This is a genomic window from Ornithinibacillus massiliensis (assembly GCF_018310345.1).
GTDB classification, from domain to species: domain Bacteria; phylum Bacillota; class Bacilli; order Bacillales; family Amphibacillaceae; genus Ornithinibacillus; species Ornithinibacillus massiliensis.
The window spans coordinates 38,534-60,737 of record NZ_JAGXBY010000005.1 but is presented as its reverse complement, the minus strand read 5'-3'; the positions used below and the strand labels follow the sequence as shown (position 1 = coordinate 60,737).

Annotated in this window: 17 protein-coding genes, 1 riboswitch and 1 other annotated feature; of the genes, 2 read left to right on the top strand and 15 right to left on the bottom strand. The window is 38.3% G+C overall.

What is annotated here, in order from left to right; all coding sequences use genetic code 11:
* Window positions 1-110 precede the first annotated feature (110 nt).
* The 3 genes from KGF86_RS14075 to KGF86_RS14065 all read right to left on the bottom strand — a co-directional run bounded on the left by KGF86_RS14075 (window position 111) and on the right by KGF86_RS14065 (window position 1,929).
* Window positions 111-659: a cupin domain-containing protein gene (locus KGF86_RS14075; RefSeq protein WP_211742264.1), complete on the bottom strand. Its 549-nt coding sequence runs from the start codon at window positions 657-659 to the stop codon at window positions 111-113.
* Window positions 660-760: 101 nt separating this feature from the next.
* The gene (locus KGF86_RS14070) at window positions 761-1,435 is read right to left on the bottom strand and encodes an HAD family hydrolase (protein ID WP_211742263.1); all 675 of its coding nucleotides are present in this window, start codon (window positions 1,433-1,435) and stop codon (window positions 761-763) included.
* Entirely contained in the window at window positions 1,432-1,929 is a 498-nt protein-coding gene (locus tag KGF86_RS14065; RefSeq protein WP_186869463.1) for an NUDIX hydrolase, read from the bottom strand. The genes KGF86_RS14070 and KGF86_RS14065 overlap by 4 nt, the downstream gene beginning before the upstream one ends.
* A gap of 410 nt (window positions 1,930-2,339) precedes the next feature.
* Here KGF86_RS14065 and KGF86_RS14060 point away from each other — a divergent pair, with 410 nt between their 5' ends.
* Complete coding sequence (locus tag KGF86_RS14060) at window positions 2,340-3,038, top strand: hypothetical protein (RefSeq protein WP_211742262.1); 699 nt, start codon at window positions 2,340-2,342, stop codon at window positions 3,036-3,038.
* 96 nt (window positions 3,039-3,134) lie between these two features.
* Here KGF86_RS14060 and ileS read toward each other — a convergent pair whose 3' ends face one another.
* Both ileS and KGF86_RS14050 read right to left on the bottom strand, forming a co-directional pair.
* On the bottom strand, window positions 3,135-6,209 hold the full coding sequence (gene ileS, locus KGF86_RS14055) for an isoleucine--tRNA ligase (RefSeq protein ID WP_425516495.1): 3,075 nt from the start codon (window positions 6,207-6,209) through the stop codon (window positions 3,135-3,137).
* 538 nt (window positions 6,210-6,747) lie between these two features.
* On the bottom strand, window positions 6,748-7,113 hold the full coding sequence (locus tag KGF86_RS14050) for a hypothetical protein (RefSeq protein ID WP_186869461.1): 366 nt from the start codon (window positions 7,111-7,113) through the stop codon (window positions 6,748-6,750).
* Window positions 7,114-7,527: 414 nt separating this feature from the next.
* On the opposite strand from KGF86_RS14050, the gene KGF86_RS14045 reads away from it, so the two are divergent.
* The gene (locus KGF86_RS14045; RefSeq protein WP_211742261.1) at window positions 7,528-8,025 is read left to right on the top strand and encodes a small multi-drug export protein; all 498 of its coding nucleotides are present in this window, start codon (window positions 7,528-7,530) and stop codon (window positions 8,023-8,025) included.
* 74 nt (window positions 8,026-8,099) lie between these two features.
* Here KGF86_RS14045 and KGF86_RS14040 read toward each other — a convergent pair whose 3' ends face one another.
* From KGF86_RS14040 to KGF86_RS13995, 10 genes are all read right to left on the bottom strand, one after another.
* A complete protein-coding gene (locus KGF86_RS14040) occupies window positions 8,100-9,305 on the bottom strand; it encodes a M20 family metallopeptidase (RefSeq protein ID WP_211742260.1) in 1,206 nt (401 codons plus the stop codon).
* A 266-nt stretch (window positions 9,306-9,571) separates the two neighbouring features.
* The gene (locus tag KGF86_RS14035) at window positions 9,572-10,429 is read right to left on the bottom strand and encodes a MetQ/NlpA family ABC transporter substrate-binding protein (RefSeq protein ID WP_186869458.1); all 858 of its coding nucleotides are present in this window, start codon (window positions 10,427-10,429) and stop codon (window positions 9,572-9,574) included.
* Between the two features lie 37 nt (window positions 10,430-10,466).
* Window positions 10,467-11,129 carry a methionine ABC transporter permease gene (locus KGF86_RS14030; protein ID WP_186869457.1) on the bottom strand — a complete coding sequence of 221 codons (663 nt, stop codon included), beginning with the start codon at window positions 11,127-11,129 and terminating at the stop codon, window positions 10,467-10,469.
* On the bottom strand, window positions 11,119-12,144 hold the full coding sequence (locus KGF86_RS14025) for a methionine ABC transporter ATP-binding protein (protein ID WP_186869456.1): 1,026 nt from the start codon (window positions 12,142-12,144) through the stop codon (window positions 11,119-11,121). Before KGF86_RS14025 ends, KGF86_RS14030 begins: the two co-directional genes overlap by 11 nt.
* A gap of 103 nt (window positions 12,145-12,247) precedes the next feature.
* Window positions 12,248-12,359: riboswitch (SAM riboswitch) on the bottom strand.
* A gap of 109 nt (window positions 12,360-12,468) precedes the next feature.
* Complete coding sequence (locus KGF86_RS14020) at window positions 12,469-13,917, bottom strand: glycoside hydrolase family 30 protein (RefSeq protein ID WP_186869455.1); 1,449 nt, start codon at window positions 13,915-13,917, stop codon at window positions 12,469-12,471.
* A gap of 136 nt (window positions 13,918-14,053) precedes the next feature.
* A complete protein-coding gene (locus KGF86_RS14015) occupies window positions 14,054-16,699 on the bottom strand; it encodes a glycoside hydrolase family 3 protein (RefSeq protein ID WP_211742259.1) in 2,646 nt (881 codons plus the stop codon).
* A 596-nt stretch (window positions 16,700-17,295) separates the two neighbouring features.
* A complete protein-coding gene (locus tag KGF86_RS14010) occupies window positions 17,296-17,877 on the bottom strand; it encodes a DUF4256 domain-containing protein (RefSeq protein ID WP_211742258.1) in 582 nt (193 codons plus the stop codon).
* A gap of 106 nt (window positions 17,878-17,983) precedes the next feature.
* Window positions 17,984-19,222: an MFS transporter gene (locus KGF86_RS14005; RefSeq protein WP_186869452.1), complete on the bottom strand. Its 1,239-nt coding sequence runs from the start codon at window positions 19,220-19,222 to the stop codon at window positions 17,984-17,986.
* A 63-nt stretch (window positions 19,223-19,285) separates the two neighbouring features.
* Window positions 19,286-19,552, bottom strand: a binding site (T-box leader).
* A gap of 282 nt (window positions 19,553-19,834) precedes the next feature.
* Entirely contained in the window at window positions 19,835-20,890 is a 1,056-nt protein-coding gene (locus tag KGF86_RS14000; protein WP_186869451.1) for a hypothetical protein, read from the bottom strand.
* 256 nt (window positions 20,891-21,146) lie between these two features.
* Window positions 21,147-22,202 carry a sensor histidine kinase gene (locus tag KGF86_RS13995; RefSeq protein WP_186869450.1) on the bottom strand — a complete coding sequence of 352 codons (1,056 nt, stop codon included), beginning with the start codon at window positions 22,200-22,202 and terminating at the stop codon, window positions 21,147-21,149.
* Between the last annotated feature and the right edge of the window lie 2 nt (window positions 22,203-22,204).

Genomic DNA, 22,204 nt, shown 5'->3' with positions numbered 1-22,204 from the left:
TGTTACGGTTGCACCTAGGAGCAGGTACACTCAAGCTTCCCTCTCCCACCAAGAGTAGTCTACATATATTTCCGGAGCAGGTGAACATACTTCAGGTACCATGCTTATTTTCAGTCCAGTTCTTCTTCTCCTAATGCAATAGCCTTTGTTTGATGAACGGTTCCGCGTGGATGATGTGGTGGAGCATAAATGGAATATAATTTTAATGGGACATTACCAGTATTGATGACATTATGCCAAGTTCCAGCAGGTATTATGATAGCAGAATCATCTCTTACTTTTTTCTCTATTGTTACGTTATCTCTTCGATTCCCCATTCGAACTACACCCTTTCCTTGTTCAACACGTAGGAATTGATCGGTATTTGGATGAACCTCTAACCCTATATCCTCTCCTACCCCTAAACTCATTAAGGTAACTTGAAGGTGTTCGCCTGTCCAAAGTGCTGTTCGATAGTTTTTATTTTGCGTTGTAGCCGCGTTAATGTCCACGACATAAGGGTTCGGACCATAGTCTCTTAGCGAAACTCTTGCTTTTAATTTTTGGGATTGCCAACCTCCCCATCTTTCATCGGGCAAGTAGCCATTCGTCTGCATTCTGACATCATAATTTGGCGGTACATAATAGGGTACATAATATGGATATGGGATATAGTACATTTTCTCCCATCCTTTCATAGAATTTCTAAATTATTCTATGCGAGAAACTAGGTAAGTGTACATAAGGCATTTATATGAGGACTTTATAATAAATACTGATTTCATTCGCCATTCCTATTTAACCGTTGCAAAATGGACGGAATCTCTCCCAAATCCTCCATTACAAATTCAGCGTCCTCACAAGTCCATGCTTCATCTTTCTTCCATACACCTACCATTCCGACATTTTTTGCACCTATTACATCATATTCTGGATGATCACCTACGTATATTGCTTCATGAGGCGATACATTCAATTCGGCTAATGCTTTTTGAAAGATAGCAGGATTGGGCTTCTTTATTCCTTCCCATTCTGAAACAAGGATACAGTCCACATAGCGTTCAATTCCTAGCGACTTAATATTATCCATTTGAAATTTTCCTATACCGTTTGTAATGATCCCAAGTTTTACGGATTCATTTTTTAGCATCTCTAGCATGCTTAATAAATTCGGGAAAGGAACGCAACTTTTGTGAAATTCTTCTTTGTAGTCTTCCAGTAATGCCTGCCAAGAGATATCATCAATCTTAAATTCCTGTGTAAGTTGCTGGTATACTTTATCCTTCCAAACATAACCCTTACAGTCTAACTCTATAAACCTTGTACAATATGTTTCCTTTGCGATACTGCTTATAGGTCCAATTAGCCGTTCATATTGATTGCCTATAAAATGTTTTACCGAAGCATCTCGATTAAGTAGCGTCCCATCTAAATCCAGTAACACTGCTTTTATCATTGCTTCGGCCCCTTAACTTCCCAAGTCTCATAGTGAACGGATTGTAGTCCAAGATGGTTTGTTTCAAGCCACTCGAATGCCTTCCATACTAGTGGGGATGCATTGTCCTGTGAAATTTCTTCCCTACCTACCCAAACAGCTCCTAGAGAATCCTGCCCCTCAAAGCTTTCCGGGATTGAAATCTCCCCACTTATTTTCCTCACTAGATAATAAACAGCTATATGATGAACATCGGTAAACTCCTTCCACTCCCACGGAAGGAAGAAATCAATTACACCAACGCTCCGCTCTATCGCTATATCTATACCTGTTTCCTCTTTAAATTCTCGTACCATCGCCTCGGTCAAACGCTCCCCTTCCTCCAAGCTTCCTCCGGGCAGATCATAGCGATATTTATATGGTCCACCATTTTTGTTTATGACCAAGAGCTTATTATCTTCTACATATATTCCATACACACCAAACGCCCGGTGGTATCTTTTTTCTGCAAACATTTAACTCCTCCTCGTAACCTTTTTATTAACCTGTCTATAATTTAATAAGAATAGGATTGAAGTCATCTAATCGGCTTGAAAGCTGTGAAATACTAATAGAATCAAGGTCAAAGCTAACCATTATAAAGGCAATCGCTTAGTGTATGTAGACATACAACTTCCTCCAGTTGTGTATATGTTAATCGAAAATTGAATCAAATAGCAAATTAATGATGAATATTTCGAACACTCCAGGACTAAAGGTGTTCTCTTTCTTTCCTCTGTTATCTTTTTCTCTGCTTCCTCCTCTTTAAGGTAACTGATGGGATGCTCTATACTACTTTAGAATATTTTCCAAAGACAAGTCCAAGTTATTCCAACTATTTAAAGAGTATCTAACTCATAATGGGGAAAAATAGCTCAAAAAGGATGTGATCTCCCTGAATACGTTCATTTACTTTCTAGTTGGACTTGGAAACTTTATTTTATTTCTCTGGGGAATTTCCCTTGCAAGAAAATATGGATTTTTAACTTTCGCCAATGTCATACTTCTTGTTTTACTTGGATTAGTATATGATAACGTCATGATTGCATTGGGGAAATATATTGGAGAAGGACATACTTTGGAAAGCTTAAACCTTCTACGTTATTGGCTACATACCTTCATCACTCCTACCCTTATTTTATTTGCTTGGAATACATATTATCGAACTGGATTACCTACAGCGAAGAAAACCGGGTGGAAGGTCTTAGCGGCAATTTTGACAATCGGATTAATTTTATATGAATCGTTGACCACTTTAGTGGGACTTGAGCTTAGACCAAATTGGAAAAATGGGGTGCTAACGTATGAAGGTTCGGGTAGTGCCTTAATGGTCATTATTATTACAATAGTTATCGGTGTTGTCGGCTTTATTTTATGGAAGAAATTTCACTTTCCATGGCTTTTTATTGGTACGCTTAGTATGGTATTAGGTGGTATTTTAGCTGGGTGGTTACATAGTTTCCCCATAATGAATATACTCGAACTACTATTTATGGCATCTATACTAATGACCAAGCAATTTCAGGACCGGAATCAATTAGCGGAAAACGATTCAGCTGCTAACAAACAAAGAGGCAAACCCTAAAAGCAGAGCGCTTTGGATTTGCCCCTTTCGCTATTTACCGTTTGTCTTCTTAAAACAAACATGTCATACGGTTAATGATTTGTTAAGATAGATTGATTAGGATTGAATATATAATTTAACCTCATACTCCTCCACTTGAAAGCTTCTCATCATTGGTTTATGTTCAAAGTGAACCGCCTTTATAATAAGATTACGTTCTACTAATGGAGCAAATTTCACCAATACTTCTTGTAGCCATGAATCTGTTTGAATATAGAGAACTACACGCAGATCAACAGGGAGATTTAATTCCTTACGATAAGATTGAACTGCCCGAATAAATTCTCTAACCAATCCTTCTTCTTTTAATTCCTTCGTTACGGTTGTTTCTAAAAGAATGATAAAATTAGTTCCTTCACCTAAGGCATATCCGTCTTTAGCGGTTTTCTCTAGTAGAATGTCTTCCTTTGTAAGGTTGACCGGTTCGCCTGATTGTAAAGTTAGCTGCAATTCTCCTCCCTCCACAAACCTTGCCTTTAGTTGATCATCTAGTTTTTCAAGTATATTTTTCACTTCACCTAATGACTTCCCTAGCTTTGGCCCTGCGACAGCAAAATTTAATTTAAGATGAAGCTGTAACAAATCACGAAAATCCTTCCTAAACTCTAGCCCTTTCACATTTACTTCCTCTTTTATAATTGGGGAATAATGGTGTAAATTAGATAATATAGCGTCTGTTGGAATGACAGCCAAATTTGCTAGTGGTTGTTTAGTTTTGATTCCTGTTATATTGCGAGCAGACCTAGTTAATTCGATAATTTCCAATACCGCATTCATATCATTCTCCAATTGTATATCAATTAGGGATTCTTCTGGCTTAGGATAATCGGATACATGCACACTATCATTCACTAAATTCGTATAAATATCTTCTGAAACAAACGGTGTATAAGGTGCCATAAGCTGTGATAATTTCGTTAATACCTCATACAATGTGCTAAATGCAGACCGTTTATCATCTGTCATTCCGCTACTCCAAAAGCGCTGTCTAGAACGCCGTACATACCAATTACTCAATTCATCAATAAATACTGTAATAGACCTTGCACCCCTAGTAATATCATACGCATCTAAGCTCTGAACTACTTCTTTAACCACCGTGTTCAATCGGGATACGATCCATCTATCCAACGTTGTCTGGACACCACCTACATCACGACTTGGGTCAAATTGATCGATTTCCGCATACATCGTATAAAAGGTATAGACATTTAACAATGTATCGATCACTTTTGATTTCGCTTGGCTTACCGTTTTTTTAGAAAATCGCTTATTATTCCAAGGAGAACTATCTGCAAGCAGGGCCCACCGTAACGCATCCGCTCCAAATTCCTGTATTAATTCTGTTGGGTTTAATGCATTCCCCTTACTCTTAGACATCTTTTGTCCGTCTTCATCTAAAATATGCCCTAAGGAAAGAACACGTTTATAAGGGGACTGTCCTGTATACAATGTAGAAACTGCTAATAAGCTATAAAACCAGCCTCTCGTTTGATCCACTCCCTCTATTACGACATCAGCAGGAAATTGCTTGTTAAACATATCTTTTTTTTCAAACGGATAATGATACTGGGCAAATGGCATGGAACCACTATCAAACCATACATCAATGACTTCACTTGTTCGTTCCATCCTTCTGCCGCAGGAGCAGGCTAATTGTACTTTATCAACATAGGGCTTATGCAATTCTAAGTCAGCAGGCACTTCTGCTGCTGAAAGCTTTCTTAATTCCTTAATAGAGCTTGGTGCCTTCTCTTTCCCACAAGTCTTGCAGACCCATACATTTAACGGTGTTCCCCAATACCTATTTCTTCCTATATTCCAATCCACCATATTGTTTAAGAAGTTCCCGAACCTTCCATCCTTCATATGAGAGGGAAACCACTCTACTTCTTGATTATTGGCTTGCATTGCTTCCTTGACTGCTGTTGTCTTGATAAACCAGCCTTCCATTGCGTAGTAAAGCAGTGGACTGTCACATCGCCAGCAGTGGGGATAACTATGTTCATATTTCTGCTTAGCAAATAATCGGTTTTTCTGGGAAAGCATCTTGATAATATCGACATCACAATCTTTGACAAATTTCCCAGCAAGTAAGGAAACCATTTCCTTATAGCGTCCTTTTGAATCTACTACATTCACATAATCAAAATTATTATCATGAATTACCTTATAATCATCTTCTCCATGGGCAGGATTTAGATGGACAATGCCCGTTCCACTTGAATCTGTAACAAAATCAGCCCCAAGAACTTTATGTCCATTTTTTACGGCGACATAATCAAATGGAGGCTCATAGGAAAGGCCAATTAAGTCTTTACCAGCAACTACTTCCAGAATCTCATAATCCTCCTGAAGCACAGTAGTTACCAAGCTTTCTGCCAGAATATATATTTCCGTCCCCTGTTTTACTCTTACATAATTCATTTTCGGATTAACTGCCAGTGCAACATTACCCGGCAATGTCCACGGAGTCGTTGTCCATCCTAGAAAATATTCATTTGTTTTATCCATTAAGCGAAATTTTGCTGTAACGGATAAATCAGAGACATCCTTATATCCTTGTGCAACTTCATGGGAGCTAAGAGAAGTCTCACAATGGGGACAATACGGAACAACCCGATGCCCTTTATATAAGTAACCTTTTTCATGAATGGTGGACAAAATATTCCAAACGGATTCGATATAGTCATTCGTTAACGTAACATACGGATCATCCATATCCACCCAATAACCTAGGGCTTTTGTGAATTGTTTCCACTCGTTTTCATAGGTAAAGACACTTTCTTTACATTTCTGAATGAAGTTTTCGACACCGTATTCCTCAATTTGATCCTTTCCGCGAATGTTTAACAGCTTTTCTACCTCTAATTCCACTGGTAAACCATGGGTATCCCACCCCGCTTTTCTCAAGACCTGATACCCAGACATCGTCTTGTACCTAGCTACAAAGTCTTTGATCGTTCTTCCAAGCGCATGCCCTGCATGTGGCAAGCCATTCGCAGTCGGCGGCCCTTCATAAAAAACGTAGGTTTCTCTACCCTCCCGGTTAGCTATAGACCGCTGAAACGTACCATCCTCCTCCCATTTTTTACGAACCCTTCCTTCTCTTTCCATACTGGTCTCCTTCAACATCATCACCCCTTTTATATAAAAAAACTCGCCCCCATCTAGTACATAGGGGCGAGTTTATATCTACAATTATCTAATTTTTAACCAAATAAAAAAACCATAGTAGTGGTTTTTATTAGATTCTGACACTACGTACTATCATACGCGTCCTGGATATCGGTAGAATGCCGTCAAAGTTTAATTGCTTTCAACTTTGCTTCTCGGAGAGGATTTTCATTATGGTCTTAACGTTGACTTTCAGCACATGGTCAACTCTCTGTAGATAAGATTTACATAACTACTCTTTCTCGTCATCGAATTTACTATTAAATTATGTTTAATAATAACGAACCTTACCATGAAAGTCAATTTGATTTATTAAGCTGGTATACTAACCTTTTAAAGGATTTAATGTACGAAATCTACAAAATAAAAAAATCCATTTTGTTAAGGTTAAAATGGATTTTTTACTTTACGTACTGCTATATCCCTTTACAAACACTTTAGTGATATTGGAACTGTTTACTGTAAAGACTATGCTCGATTATCACTTAGGCTTTTATGGTTTGGATGGATTGACCCTAAGAATGGTGCCACAAGGATCTGAAATCCAGTAACCTTTTGAATTCTCATGGATTTCAATCTCATCTCTTCTATTGGTATGGTTCAGATCTAAATATAATTCCGATTCTTGTATATTACTTGTCCGAATTTCTAACCATACATCCTGTTGAGCATAATTATCCATACAATCCAACCACAATGTACAATCCCCAAACTGAAAAGCGTGAGATCCTGATGACAACCCTAAATAAGGTAGCTTCAGGACATCCTTATAAAACTGTACAGTTTCATCATACTTAAACTTAGGAACCTTTAAAGCAATATTACTTCCACCCTTAAACTCTAGCGGTTTCTTTTCCAATTTAGCGACCTCCTTTCTAATTCATCTATAACACAATGATAACCTTTCAAACCAATCATTAAATCTTTTAGATTGCTTTTTTAGAAAAAGATTGAAACTAGTCTAAAAAAACTACCCCGCTATAAACGTATGCTATTTTAGCATTACGAACTATCCTTTCTTGGTGGTCCTCGAAGAAACTAGCACATTTACAGCAGACAAATGATTGGGAGTTTTTTGAAAATATTGTACAATAATTGTAATGAACTCTGTACATTATGAGAATGAAAATTTGCATTTTTCATTACTCGTCATGACTCCTTCCATTCCAGGACTACCTGTACTGCTTCTCCTAGTCTTTGGGCTGTTTCAATATGGAAGCTTTTGATGGGAAGAAAGAAAATATTATAAACAGGAGACAGAGGAGGACCTATCTTGAGTGTTTATGTTGCATATATCATTCTTTTTTTACTTGGAGCTACTCCGTTTTTTGAAGTAGTTGGTGTCATACCAATTGGCGTTGCAGCAGGGCTTCCAGCACTTCCAGTTACCATCGTAGCATTTGCTGGGAATATTCTTACCATCTGGCTTTTAATCATTATGATGGACCGTGTAAAATTATGGCTACAAAAGCGTAGAGAAAGAAAGGGAAAAAACATACCAGAGAAGAGACAGAAACGAGCAGCAAACGTTTGGAAGAAATACGGTCTTCCTGGTCTTGCATTACTATCCCCAATCTTAATTGGCAGCCATCTTGGTGCAATTTTAGCGATGAGCTTTGGTGGAACACGTAGGAATATTACTGTTTGGATGACCTTTAGTATAGTGGGTTGGACCATTGCTATGGGAATTGCCTCCCACTATGGCATTGATTATTTATTTCAGAGGACAGGACGAGAAGGCTTCCTAACTGATATAATTCATTTAGATTAAAAACATCCACTTGATAAAACGACAGAAGTGAGAGCTGATCAGTAGCCCTCGCTTATGTCGTTTTCATGATTCTACTATTCTTTTTTTGCTTTCGCTTGTTCAAATGCTTCTTTTACTTCCTTTAATAAGTCTTCATCTTTTAACAACCGATATCCTGTATTTGCCAGGGCCTTTGCACCTTTAATAAGTGCTGCATCACCTTCTGGGGACTTCGCAGCTTCCCTAAACTCATTCGTATGTCCAATAAGGTCGTCTGGCCCAATTTTAATATAAGGGTGGGCAGTTGGCACTTCATAACTGATATTCCCAGCATCTGTTGAGCCTTTCCCTTTTCCTCTAACTGTCCAAACCTTCTCCCCCACAGCTTCAAGCTCTTCTTTTAAGACACTATCTAGCATGGGATTGGGCACGAAGTCCTTCACCTCATTTTGGAAACGTTCAATTTTCACCGTCGCACCAGTAGCAAGTGCTGCACCTTCTGCAATTGCCCGTACTTTATTCGATACCTCTTCTGTTTTCTTCCACGATTCCGCACGGATAAAGAATCTCGCTGATGCATAATCCGGGATTATATTAGGTGCATCTCCACCATGGGTTATAATTCCGTGAATTCGCACATCTGAAGGAAGCTGCTGACGTAATGCATTAATACCAACAAACAGCTGAATAACAGAATCTAATGCATTAATTCCTTTTTCAGGAGACCCTGATGCATGGGCAGCTTTTCCATAAAAGTGAAAATCTAATGGATCAACAGCGAGTGATTCTCCTGTTAAGGATGTTTTTCCTGCTGGATGGATCATTAGTGCAGCATCGATCCCGTTTAAATAACCATGCTTTACAAAGCTACCTTTCGCACTACCGTTAGGTCCGCCTTCTTCAGCCGGGGTTCCGAGCACAACGACACGACCGCCTGTTTCATCTAACGTTTTCGAAAGCGCGATTGCTGCTGCTACACTAGTTGTTCCAATAATATTATGACCACAAGCATGCCCTAAGCCTGGAAGCGCATCATACTCAGCAAGAAAGGCAATAGCTGGACCAGGTGTTCCACTATCCTTCACTGCATAAAAAGAAGTTTCATGCCCTGCAACTGCCGTTTCTACCGCAAATCCCGCATTGCTCAAAATATCTACATGTTTTTTACTTGCAAAAAACTCCTGATTCCCTATTTCTGGGTTTGCATGTATAGCCTGACTTGTTTCAATATATAGCTCCTTGTTAGATTCAATGGATGATTGGATTAATTCAACTCCGGTTAACGTTTTACTCAATATCATCTACTCCCTCTGTTTGTCTTTTCCCGCTTTCTTCCTCTTTTAGGTCACTGAGGGGCCTCCTCTGTTACCTTTTTACGCTTTCCTTCTTCATTTAGGTCACTGAGGGACCCCCTCTGTTACCTTTTCTCGCTTTTCTTCCTCTTTTAGGTCACTGAGGGGCCTCCTCTGTTACCTTTTTACGATTTCCTTCTCATTTAGGTCACTGAGGGGCTCCCTCTATTACCTTCTCCCAATTTCCTCCTCCATTTAGGTTACAGAGATGCTCCTTATAGTCCTTTAAATTGTTCTAACAACTCCGCTTTTTCTATATCAACTACAATGGAACCACCATTTGTATCCGCTTCGATCGCCTTCACTACATCCTCTTCGTGGTATAGCTCCACTATCTTCTGAAACGTTTCATTATCCTGATCAGCTGAACGTGCGGCGAAAATGTTCACGTATGGTAATGCATTGGGATCATTCGCGTCTTCTAAGTAAATTGGATCTTCCACTGGGTCAAATCCGGCTTGCCCTGCAACCCCATTATTGATAACAGATGCTGCCACATCTGGTAATACACGTGGGGTTTGTTGCGCGACGATCGGTAGAATTTCTAAGTTTTTAGGATTATCGACAATCTTACTTGGGTCACCAAATAGTCCGAAGTCATCTGCTAACGTAATTAATCCTGCTGATTCTAATAATTTCAGTGCACGTGCTTGGTTGGAAGGATCATCTGGTATAGCAATTTTATCGCCTTCTTTAATTTCACTTACATCTTCCAGCTTTTCGGAATATAATCCCATCGGTGCAATCATCGTAGCTCCAATCGGAACTAAATCAAGATCATTCTCTTCATTAAATTGGGATAAAAATGCAATATGCTGGAATGAATTGAGATCAATATCACCGTTTGCTAACGCTTGATTCGGCAATGTGTAGTCAGAGAACTCCACTAATTCAATTTCAATACCTTCTGCTTTCGCCTTCTCTTTTAGAATTGGCCATACCTCGCCATCTGTTCCTGTTACACCAATTTTAACTACTACTTCATCTCCATTACCTGAAGTAGTATCACTTCCACAAGCAACTAATGTACTCACTGCAATTAATACGATTAACATACTAAACCATTTTTTCATCATTCCATCTCCTTTTGTATTTTTACTATGAAGTAATCTATCGTCTCATAATCTTTCTTGATACTGTATTTCCAATCCACTGTGCGATTTGTACTAGAATAATCAGTATAATAACGGTCACTAGCATGACACTGCCATCAAATCGTTGGTATCCATAGGTCATTGCTACATGACCTAAACCGCCTCCGCCAACAGTTCCTGCCATTGCTGAGAAGTCGATCAAACTTACGGTTACAAAGGTTAACCCTAAAATAAGTGGTCCTAACGCCTCTGGGATTAGTACGGTGAAAATAATTCGTAAAGGACTTGCTCCCATTGCCTTCGCTGCTTCAATTACTCCGGAGTCAATACTCACTAAGTTGTTCTCTACTACCCTTGCAATTCCAAATGCTGAAGCAATCGTCATTGGGAAAATTGCTGCCCATGTCCCAATCGTTGTCCCAACTACTGCTCTAGTTAATGGACTAATTGCCACTAAGAAGATGATGAACGGAATAGGGCGAATAATATTAATCAAGACATTCAGTAAATTAAACATAATCTTATTTTCCAAAATATTACCAGTTCTTGTTACAAATAAAAGTAAACCTATCGTTATACCCAGAATGGAACCTAGAATAAGTGTCATAATAACCATTAAAACTGTTTCCCCAGTAGCCTCCAGTATTCGCGGCCAAAATGTACTCCAATCAACCTTCATTTACATTCACCTCCTCTACTGTTACATCTTGCTGAAGTGCTAAAAGAACAGAAGATATATTTTCTTCCTGTCCCTCAAACGAGACAAGCAAGTTTCCGTATAATTTCTCCTGAAGCTCTCGGACAGAGCCGTATACAATATTGACATCCACATCAAATTTTCTAGTTACTCGAGATAAGACTGGATCACTGGCAACCTCGCCCTTAAAGATAACGCGATATAAATGTTTTCCACCTTTTCTTCTCCATTCCCTTAATAATGAAGTTGATGGTCTGTCTTGCTGTACGGATTGGATGAAGCGCTGTGTCGTAAGATGCTGTGGATTGGTAAATACATTAAAGACTGAATCCGTTTCAATCACTTCACCATTCTCCATCACCGCAACTTTGTCACAAATCTCCTGTATAACATGCATTTCATGGGTAATCAGCAAAATCGTAATCCCTAATTCTTTATTTACTTTTTTGAGAAGACGAAGAATTTCACTTGTTGTATCTGGATCTAGGGCAGATGTTGCCTCGTCACAAATTAATATATCTGGAGAGGTAGCTAGTGCTCTCGCAATCCCGACTCGTTGCTTCTGCCCACCAGATAACTGCTCTGGATAATCTTTTGCCTTATCGGTAAGACCAACAAAGCTAAGTAGCTCGCTAACTCTTTTATCGATTTCTTTTTTAGACCAACCAGCAAGCTTCAGTGGATATGCCACATTTCCTGCTACTGTTCTAGAAGCGAATAGGTTAAAGTTTTGAAAAATCATGCCAATTCTACTTCGAAGCTTTCTGACATCCTTTTGGGAGAGCGATCCGATATTGATGCCTTGCACTTCAATTTCACCATTTGTCGGCGTCTCCAATAAATTCACTAGTCGTAACAAGGTACTCTTCCCTGCACCACTAAAGCCAATAATTCCGAATATCTCTCCCTGTTGAATTGAAAGAGATACATTTTTAACGGCATTTACTTCACGATTGCCAATTTTAAAGGTTTTTGATATATTCCGAAATTCAATCATATACTCACGCCACTCCTTTATTCATTCACAACGAAAAAGACCTTCCTCTTTTCTTATCCATAGAAAAAAGGAAGGTCTCAAAATATAAACTGAAACGACTTCCTTCTCATCTTTCAAATGTACGTACATTTGCAGGAAGTGGCACAGTGTTAATTTACATTAACCCGCTGCCGAGACTTCATAGGGCCTGATCCCTCGGTCTCTCTGGATAAGAAGAAAATTCAATATTTATGTAGTTGTAAGTTATGATAAATACTATAGTACCTAATGAATTAGATGTCAATCTTTTTTTTAAAATAATTCATAGAATCTCTCGTCCCTGTCCTACCATGTAAACGTGGCAGCACTATTCGGGTCCATTGTGTAAGTGAAAGACTCGGTTTGGTAATTGACTTGAAATGTTTCAGAATGATCACTTGTATTGGCTACGATTAGAACCATTGAATCATCAGGATTTCGAAACCCCACTGTTTCTAGTTTACCTTGATAATGCGTAGTACTTACTCGGACTGCACCGGGGTTTACAAATTTACTAGCATGACCAAGGGCATAATATTCGACGTTTTTTGACACCTCATTTGCCTCTTTATTTACTGTCACAACACCGCGACAATCACTACATCCCCCATTCGTTGGTCCGCCATTAGGATCAAGTGCAATATTCCATAGTAGTACTGCCTCTGCCCAATTCCGAGGTCCACCAATAATGAGATTCGACATATACCAATTTAGGTTATCGCCAAAATCTGCGCTCCAATCACCACCACTACACTCTGTCAAATAGATATGCTTGTCCGGATATGCTTCATGCACCTTCGACATACTTTCAGGGTCCCCCTCATAGCAATGAAACGCGATGCCACTCGTGTATGCATTAGCCTCTTCATCATGAAGAACCTTGTTCGAATAATCAAAAGCATTCTCCCAGTTATGATCGTACGCCAAAATTTTGGTGTTAATATCGTGTTGTGAAAATGTAGGGTGTAAATATTGCTTAATAAACATCGCTTGCTCCTCAGCATTCATACTCATAGTGGGGTAGGATTCTGAGGTATGCTCTGGTTCATTTTGAATCGTAATAGCATCAATTGGAATCTGGTTGTTTTCATAGGCTTGAATGTATTTTACAAAATAGTTCGCGTATGCTTCATAAACACGCTCATCTTCATAATTCAAATAGGATCCGTTTAACTGATTACTATATTTCATCCATGCAGGTGCAGTCCAAGGCGTACCTATTATCTTAACCTGATTATGAATCGTACGAATATCTTGTATCAGACTGATAACATCCGCATCGTTGTCTATAGAAAAATGCTCTAATTCATAATCCGTTCCTGACTCCATATCATTATAGGTGTAGCTTAGCGGGTTACCGTCCCTATCAACTGAAAAATCAGAAGCTCCTATGGCATGACGAATAAAGTTTAAGTGAATACCCTCACTAGAAAATAAGTCATACAGGAGTGCTTCTCTTTGCTCAGAACTTAATTCATGATTGATCAAGTAAGCAGAAGACCCAGTAACCGCTGCACCAAAACCTTCCATTGTCTGAAACGGAACATTGGGATCAACTTGAATTATAGGTACTTCTGTTTCCTTGATATCTTCCAACACTAATGGTTCTTGCTGTGTGAGTAAGTTCCTTTGATCTGATGTGGTTAAATATATATCAACGCTATTTGCCGAAGGAGCATTTAGCATAACGATTAAAATGATTAATACTAAGATACCGGTTAATAGAATTGGTATCTCTACCTTTTTATTACGCATTATAACCCCTCCTATCTTAAAGAATGATAGCTAGAAGAAAAGATTCCCTTTTAAAAGCCGATTGTCTCCCTTGTTTTCCTTATTCTCCTTAGCATATAAAGAAAAGCTGGGGTATGAGATACCCCAACTTCTTATATTACTTAATCGTAATCGTTGTTTTTAATTGTATATCCTCTGAAGAGCTACCTACATAAATTGGAACTTCTCCTTTAGGTGTTACCCATTCACCCTTGTCTTCATCCCAATAAGAGAAGGCTTTCGGATCAAGCTCAATTTTCACTCGTTCTTGTTTACCAGGTTTTAACTCTACCTTTTTAAAACCTGCTAATTGTTTAGTTGGAGTTTCCACATTCGTTGGTAATGCTCCAGCGTAAACTTGAACAACTTCTGCTCCAGCTACATCACCAGTATTACGTAAATTAAGGTCAACGGATAATGTTAAGTCTTTATCCTTTCCTTTTCTTTGCGCCTTCGCTTTTACATTACGATAATCAAATGTCGTATAGGATAACCCATGGCCAAATGCATATGCTGGTTTAATACCTTCTTTTTCATAGCCTTTGTATCCAACAAATATACCCTCGGAGTAATCCGATTCCCCATTCACCCCTGGGAATTGGTTTCCATTTGATACAGGGGTACGATCTTCATTAACAGGGAAGGTGATTGGTAGTTTACCAGATGGGTTCACCTCACCAAATAATACATTTGCAATAGCATTCCCTTGCTCTTGACCTGGGAACCATGCTTGAACAATAGCAGGTACTTCGTCATCCCATGTATCCATTTGTACGGCTCTACCACTCATTTGTACGACTACAGTATTTGGATTTGCTTTCGCAACTTCCTTAATTAATTGTGCTTGGTTATTAGGTAAGTCAAGACTAGAATTATCCACGTAACCTTCACTATCATACGTACGAGTTACCACTACAGCAACATCGGATTTTTTCGCTAATTCTACTGCTTCTTGTATCTTCTCGTCGACTACATTAGTTGGTGCTTCCCAACCAAAGCGAATCATGCCACCAAAGTCTTGCTGTCCACCAGAATCACCCGTGCTGTATTCAATTCGGACATCAGGCTTTTCCCCTTTAACAAAGGAAAGTGTCTTTTTAGATGTTGTTAATTTCTTGCTTTCATTATCAATGACTAACGTATCATTGATATATAATTTACCTGTACCTAGGCTTGAAAGAGAAAGTGTATAGTCTCCTGTTTCAGGTACGATGAACTGACCTGTCCAGCGTGCAGACATTTCACTGTTAAAATCACCTGGAGTAGTTTCTAGTTTCGGTGATTGTGCATTAAACCCTTCATAATTATAGAATCCAAGATTTAAGTTTACTTGATTATCTGTACGAACTAAAGAAGGCTCCCCTTCAAAGTTAATATTATTCCAGTATTCTGCAGTCAACCCATTTTGATCACCATCAATCGGGCTTAATAAAGAAGATGGTACTGCAGAAGGTCCTGGTAATATATCACCAGCACTGATAGGATCACTACCTGGCGCATACAATACTTCCACATCTTCTCCTACTTTATTTTTGATTCCTTCTAATGGACTCACTGTATAAGTAGGGTTTACCATAGAGCTTCCTCCACCAGCTGCTGAAGCATTATCAGCGTCTGGGCCGATTACTGCAATGGAATCTAAAGCATCTTCGTCTAATGGTAAAGCATTATTTTCATTTTTCATTAGTACCATACTCTGTTCTGCTAACTCTCGAGCTATTTGTCCATGTTCTTCAACCGGAAGCGGATTATTTCCAGCAGGCTGATCAAATAACCCTTTACTAAACATTTCGGTTAGAATACGGGTAGCCATATCATCAATTCTTGCTTCACTAACTTTTCCTTCTTCAACAGCTGTAATTAGCTGACTGCCCCAGTATCCATTTGGTTCACCAGGTGTCTCTAGGTCTAATCCAGCATTAGCAGATTCAACCGTTGTGTGGTTGGCACCATAATCACTCATCACAAAGCCGTTAAAGTTTAATTGATCCTTCAACAGCGTTGTCAGTACTGCTTCACTTTCACAAGCATTGACACCATTGACCTGATTAAATGAACACATGACAGAACTTAAATCAGCATGTTCAATAACTTCTGCAAATGGACGAGCATACAACTCATGAAGTGTTCGTTCACTTGCAATGGAATTAATCGTAAAACGCTCTGTCTCTTGGTTATTCAATAACCAATGTTTCGCTGTTGCCATAACAGGGTAGCTTTGAACGCCATTCACATATGGAATGGCTAATTTAGATTGTAATAACGGATCCTCACCTAACGATTCAAAATTACGTTCTCCCCATGGGAAACGGGCAATATCAAGGCCTGGTCCTAATAAAATATTATGTGTCGTGTTAAATGCTTCATTTCCTAAAAGCTCTCCATACTCTTTTGCAGCATTGATATCCCAAGTCGCTGCTAAAGCAATTGGCGCTGGTAAGGCAGTTGATTTTTTATCTTGAATATCCGGATTCGCAATACGAACGCCTGCAGGGCCATCTGCCATTTTTAGAGCCGGAATACCTAATTCCTGCATTTCTTCATTGTAAAAACCATAGTAATTATTGAGATTTCCTGTAATAAATTGAACCTTTTGTTCTAACGTCATATGCTCGAGCAACAATGCTGTACGTTCATTCGCAGTAAGCGACTTATTCATCCAAGGCTGAAATGTTTCAGCCATAGCCGTACCAAAAGGTGTTATGAAAAGCCCAACTAGTAATAGCGTAATCATCAAATGGATTTTTATAGATTTTGTTGACATCCTGTTCGCTCCTTTTCTAAGCTGTATTTCTTACGTTGCCTAACCTTAATCCACCTTCCATGTAGTTTTTTGCCTCTTTTACTCTAACCGCATGCGAAACTTGCCGTCAATGCGCGATTATTGGCGAATAAAACAGGGTCATATGACTCACTACCCCGCTACGACACTCGTAAAGAAAACGCTAACCAAAAAGGCGAAAGCGTTTGTAATTATTTTCTAAAATCCTACAAAACTATCATGTATTTCTCTATTATTACAGGATTGCAATCCATTTGGACTATCTATTGTAATCTACTGTTCATTCGTAACCATCCCGTTACAAAACTGCCATTTAGGGTAGTCAATTTATCCTAATTATATATATAGCTGTAATATAAATGATTAAATTTTGAGTTGTAATTAGGCTTATCCTATTATCGGCTTTAATTTTCCTTCCACCGCAATCTAAATGAGGAACATTTGCTCTCAGAAAACTGGTATAAAAAAGAGCGAAATCCCATTCGATTCCGCTCCAAATATAAGCTAGCCTTATCCTCTAGGAAAGCCCTTATTTAAGTACGTACAACAGTAATCCGAATATGCCATTACACTAAACCTTACACCCTTAACGAACCCCAAAATCCCCTTGATCCATAGTACGAGTCCGCCCCGTTGTGATACACAAATACATGACCAAAACGAAAATCACAAAATAACGCACCACCAAGTTTTCTAATATCAGCAGGAGTTTGCACCCAGCTCGATGTTTTCTGATCAAATCGATCCAGTTTCTGTAATTCTCTATATTGATCTTCTGTTAAAATCTCAATCCCCATAGCAGTCGCTACATCTACAGCACTATTTTCTGGTTTATGTTTTTTCCTTGCCTCCAGTGCCTCCCGGTCGTAACAGAGACTCCTCCGACCTTTAGGACTCTCCGCAGAACAATCATAGAAAATATACTCATCCTTTTTGACATCATACCCTACAACATCTGGCTCACCGCCTGTTCTTTCCATTTCATGAAGTGACCAGAGTTTTTCAGGATTTGCCTCTAGCTTTTCCCGGATTTCAGCCCACTCCATACCTTCATGGCGATTCATATATTTGATAAATCTACCTTCTAGTATTCTTAGCAAGCCTTCCTGCTGTTCGGGAGTTAACTCTCTCTTACCGCTAGCTACATTTTCTTCTGCCATTTTGCTTTCCTCCTTGTCCTAGAATATATTTAACGTTAATTAGGTCCTTATTTTAATTTATTATACCCGCTGGGAGATCTTGGTACAATGCGTATTATTAAAACGTTCATGATGTCACTTCATAATGCTTACGTTTACTAGGGGCTAAACAAATAATGAACAATATGACAGTTAGAATAAACATAGATATAGCACCCGAAATAACTACTAGCTTTATCGATAAGACTTGAGCTCCTACCGCAAATATCGACGTAAGCACAATGACCAACAGAGCTTCTAAAAATCCATATATGCTACTAATTCGGCCGATAATCTCTACTGGAATATTATTCTGGTAGAAAGTATAAAAACCTGTGTTAGCAAAGGCAAGGGAAAATGCTAATACAAAGAAACCAACCGATGCCATTGTGAAGTTACTAGAGAAAGCAAAGATAAGATAACCCACTGACACCACGACAGAACCAAGACCGATAATGAAGCGAATAGATAATTTCTTTGCGAATACCGCATTACACAATGCACCGATCAAAATCCCAGCTCCTGCCGTACTGACAAGAAAGCCATACGCTCCCTCCGATAGTGAAATCACTTCCCTTGCGAATGCTACTTCTAGTGAATCAACTGCCGTCTGCAAGACCACGAATGCAGTAAAAAGAAAATATACGATCATTACATACAGGTAACGCCTACTAAACCGGATGACTACTATGAAATCCTTCTTTATGACATGTAATGATAATTTTTGATTAGATACATGGTCCAAAGGCTTGTTCTTCTCCACATTGGGCATCCACAACGTAACGAGAGCAGAGAAGAAAAAAGATAATCCATTAATGAAAATGGCATATAGTGGTGTTCCCAGTATAAACAACATCCCCGTAATGGCTGGTCCAAGGATAAAGGCCCCAGAGTCTAACAAGCTTCTTAACGAATTAAATCGTTGTCTTTGTTCTCTAGGAATTAATCTTGTTATATAACTGATAGAGGTCGGGTCATATAAAGAACTAACCATATTGATTAGAAACACAAACAAATAGATTACCCACAATGTATTCGTTGAAAATGCTAAACAAGTAATAAGCACCCCTTGAATTAAATCCAACCAGATCATGAAATGCTTTTTATTAACCCGGTCCACTACACTCCCACCCCAAAGGTTCGTAAACAACGTCGCTAATGGGTTAATGATATAAAGTGCTGCTACAGCAAGAGGGGAACCTGTCATATTAAATACGATGACATTTAGGGCAATAAAATATATCCATGATCCAATACTAGAAATTCCAATGCCAAATAAAAGAATAGCAGGATACTTCCAATAATCTACTATTTTTCTACGCTCCATACCGAAACCTCCCCTAATCATTACTTAAACAAATAAAAAAATCCCACCCCCAAGACTTTTAGCCTTGGGGACGAGATTTTGAATCATTTCCTGTTCGCGGTGCCACCCCAGTTTGTTAATATGTCGCCATATTAACCTCTTTAAGTACGGCAATTTACTAATTGCTTATACTCTAGCTCTATAACAGGAGCTCCTGTCACGCCATCATCTTATGATTCCAACGTGCTGCTCAGAGTCTTGCTTCAATGAAATAAATCATACTCCTTTTCAGCATCCGGAGCTCTCTGTTATGAATTACATTTCATTTACTCTTCTCTTCATCGCATTTGTTATTTAATTTTTACTATTCTATCACTTCAGAAATCCGAATGCAATATGATTATGAAGATTCTATTTAGGAAGTTATTTAGATAAAAAATATTTCGTAGCTATTTAACATAAAAAGACCCCATATGGTAAGTTAACACATAGAGGTCTTTTGATTTAAAAGACATTGTAACAAAAATAATTTGAGACTCTGGTAAAAAGTTTAGGTCCAGAAAAATCATGCTAGTAAATAAAAACACCGAAGTAAATTTCAATTACCTTATTACATTGTTCACCTTTTAACTACTACTCGACTACTTGATATCCATACCCCTCTAAAAGTTTTTCAACAGATTCTAAGGAGTATGTGTCATCATATTTATTCGAATATTCCCTTAATTCTGTAACATTCGCCTTATTATTCTCATCCAAGATAATATCAGTAAACCCATAAACTACTGTATACGTATCTACTAATTCTCCCTCTGAACCATATTCTTCAATAGTATATATATTGACTAATGTACCATCACTAGAAGAATTTCCCCAAAAAGAAATTGACTCTTCTTCCTTGTAGAATTGTCTATAGTATGTATTTCCCTCTATAATTTCATATTTGTAAAAACCCCAATCTTGATATTCCCTATTTATCCCTTCACTAATAAATCGTTCTACATCATCTAAATTGGCAATATCCGAAGGTTTCTCTGCTACCACATCTAAACCGGATGCTTCGAATTTTGCCTCTCCTTTACCTGTAAGGACATAGCCAAGAGTTGCTAAAGAATCTCTAGAATCTTCTGTTAAACTAACGACAACCGTATCACCATTTGTTATTTCACCATCTTGGGATGATTCGAAAGTTAACCCCCTTAAGTCATCACTGAAAGTGGTATCAATCATGAGTGACCCTCTTCCACTAACACCGTTGAAGTTAACAACAACATGCTTCTCAATTTCTTCATCACTTAATTCTTTAGGCTCTTCAAGACCTGAGACAGTTACCTTAATCTCACTTTTTGTTTTTAGTTTATCCGTTTTAGAATCATCTACCGATAGTTTAACAACAACTTGCTCACCATTAGATAAATCCTTGTCCTTATCTAACTCAATACTGTACGCAGATAACATATCATCTATCTCATTTAACTTCTCAAAATCAAGATCAAAAATATTATCTGATACTTCAAATGTATCCATTATTAATTTATCCTGATCTATCTCGTAAGTGGCGGTTCCCATTGTATCATACCCACTAAAATTAACCTTTACATAATCTGATAATTCCGCTTTAGAACCGCAAGCCGCTAGGAACATAATTATCCCAAAAACGAGGACAATTTTCATAAAGTTGTTCTTCAATTTTCTTCCTCCTAAGTATAATCAATAAATAGTTATAAAGACCTAAACGCACGGAATAGTATACCACAGAAATACGACAATTTTCTCACTTTTTTTAATAAAATTCATCATGATTTTCACTATATTTATTAGAACATAACATACTAAAAACAAAAATCCCTGGCATAGTCCCTTACAACTAAACCAAGGATTAAATGAAGTTCACTACTACTATCAAGTACTAGTGTGCAACACATCCAAAAACAAGATGGTATTCTCATACTTTATTGGACAATGAAGCTTTAACACGTGGAAAGAATAGCGATATAGAAAGTCCAGAACCAGGCTCTGATTTCGCATCTAGCTGAATAGCTAAATCATTAGCCATCTTATGCACTAAATAAAGTCCCATACCTGTCGATTCTCTTGCATACGTGCCTTTTCTTCCAGTAAAGCCTTTATCAAAAATAAATGGCAAATCCTCTTGAAACACACCAGGTCCATTATCCGTAATATGTAAAATAGTTTGATCGCCTACCTTATCATAAACCGTTTCGAATTTTAACATGGGGCTTTCTTGATCTGGTAACATATATTTCGCACTATTAGCAATTACTTGTTCAAGTATAAATGCTAAACCCTTTCTGTCGGATAAGACTTCCATCTCTTCCCCTATGAACTGTATGTGAAAACCGGCTTCATCTAATAACGATTGCTGATCTTCCATTGTCCGTTTACAAAACGCGATTATGTTTATAGGCTCAAATATGTAATCTTTATGAGCTGATCTCAGTCTTGCAAAGTACAAGATTCGTTCTACATCCCCTTGCATTTGATCTCGAACATGAACCATACGCTGTCTGACTAGAGGAGACATGCCGTCTCGGCGGTTATCTAACACCAACGTCATTAATGAAAGAGGTTTTTTAATTTCGTGCACCCAGCCTTCTATATAGCTTTCATAATCAGCTAACTCGGTCACTTGCTCATCTAATTTCATCTGATTTACTCTCATGACGCTTCCCATTCTACGAATAAACGACCTATGGGTCTTAGGAGACACTCGACATAGTATTTCTTCATTCGTTTCATTTGCCTCTACTAAAAAATTCTCAAATGCCGCTTCAATTTCCCGTTGCTTTTTTACTATAAAAAATAACGATATGACGACCATTGCTAATGTAAACATAATCATGAGCCCTACTAATACCGTAAAGGTTTCTGGGTAAGCTAACCAGGCTAAAAAGATAAAGAATACATTTGTAACTAGTAAAATGAGAAACCAAAGCTTATAAGCTTGAAAACAATCATAGATTTGTTTTAGCCATTTCATGC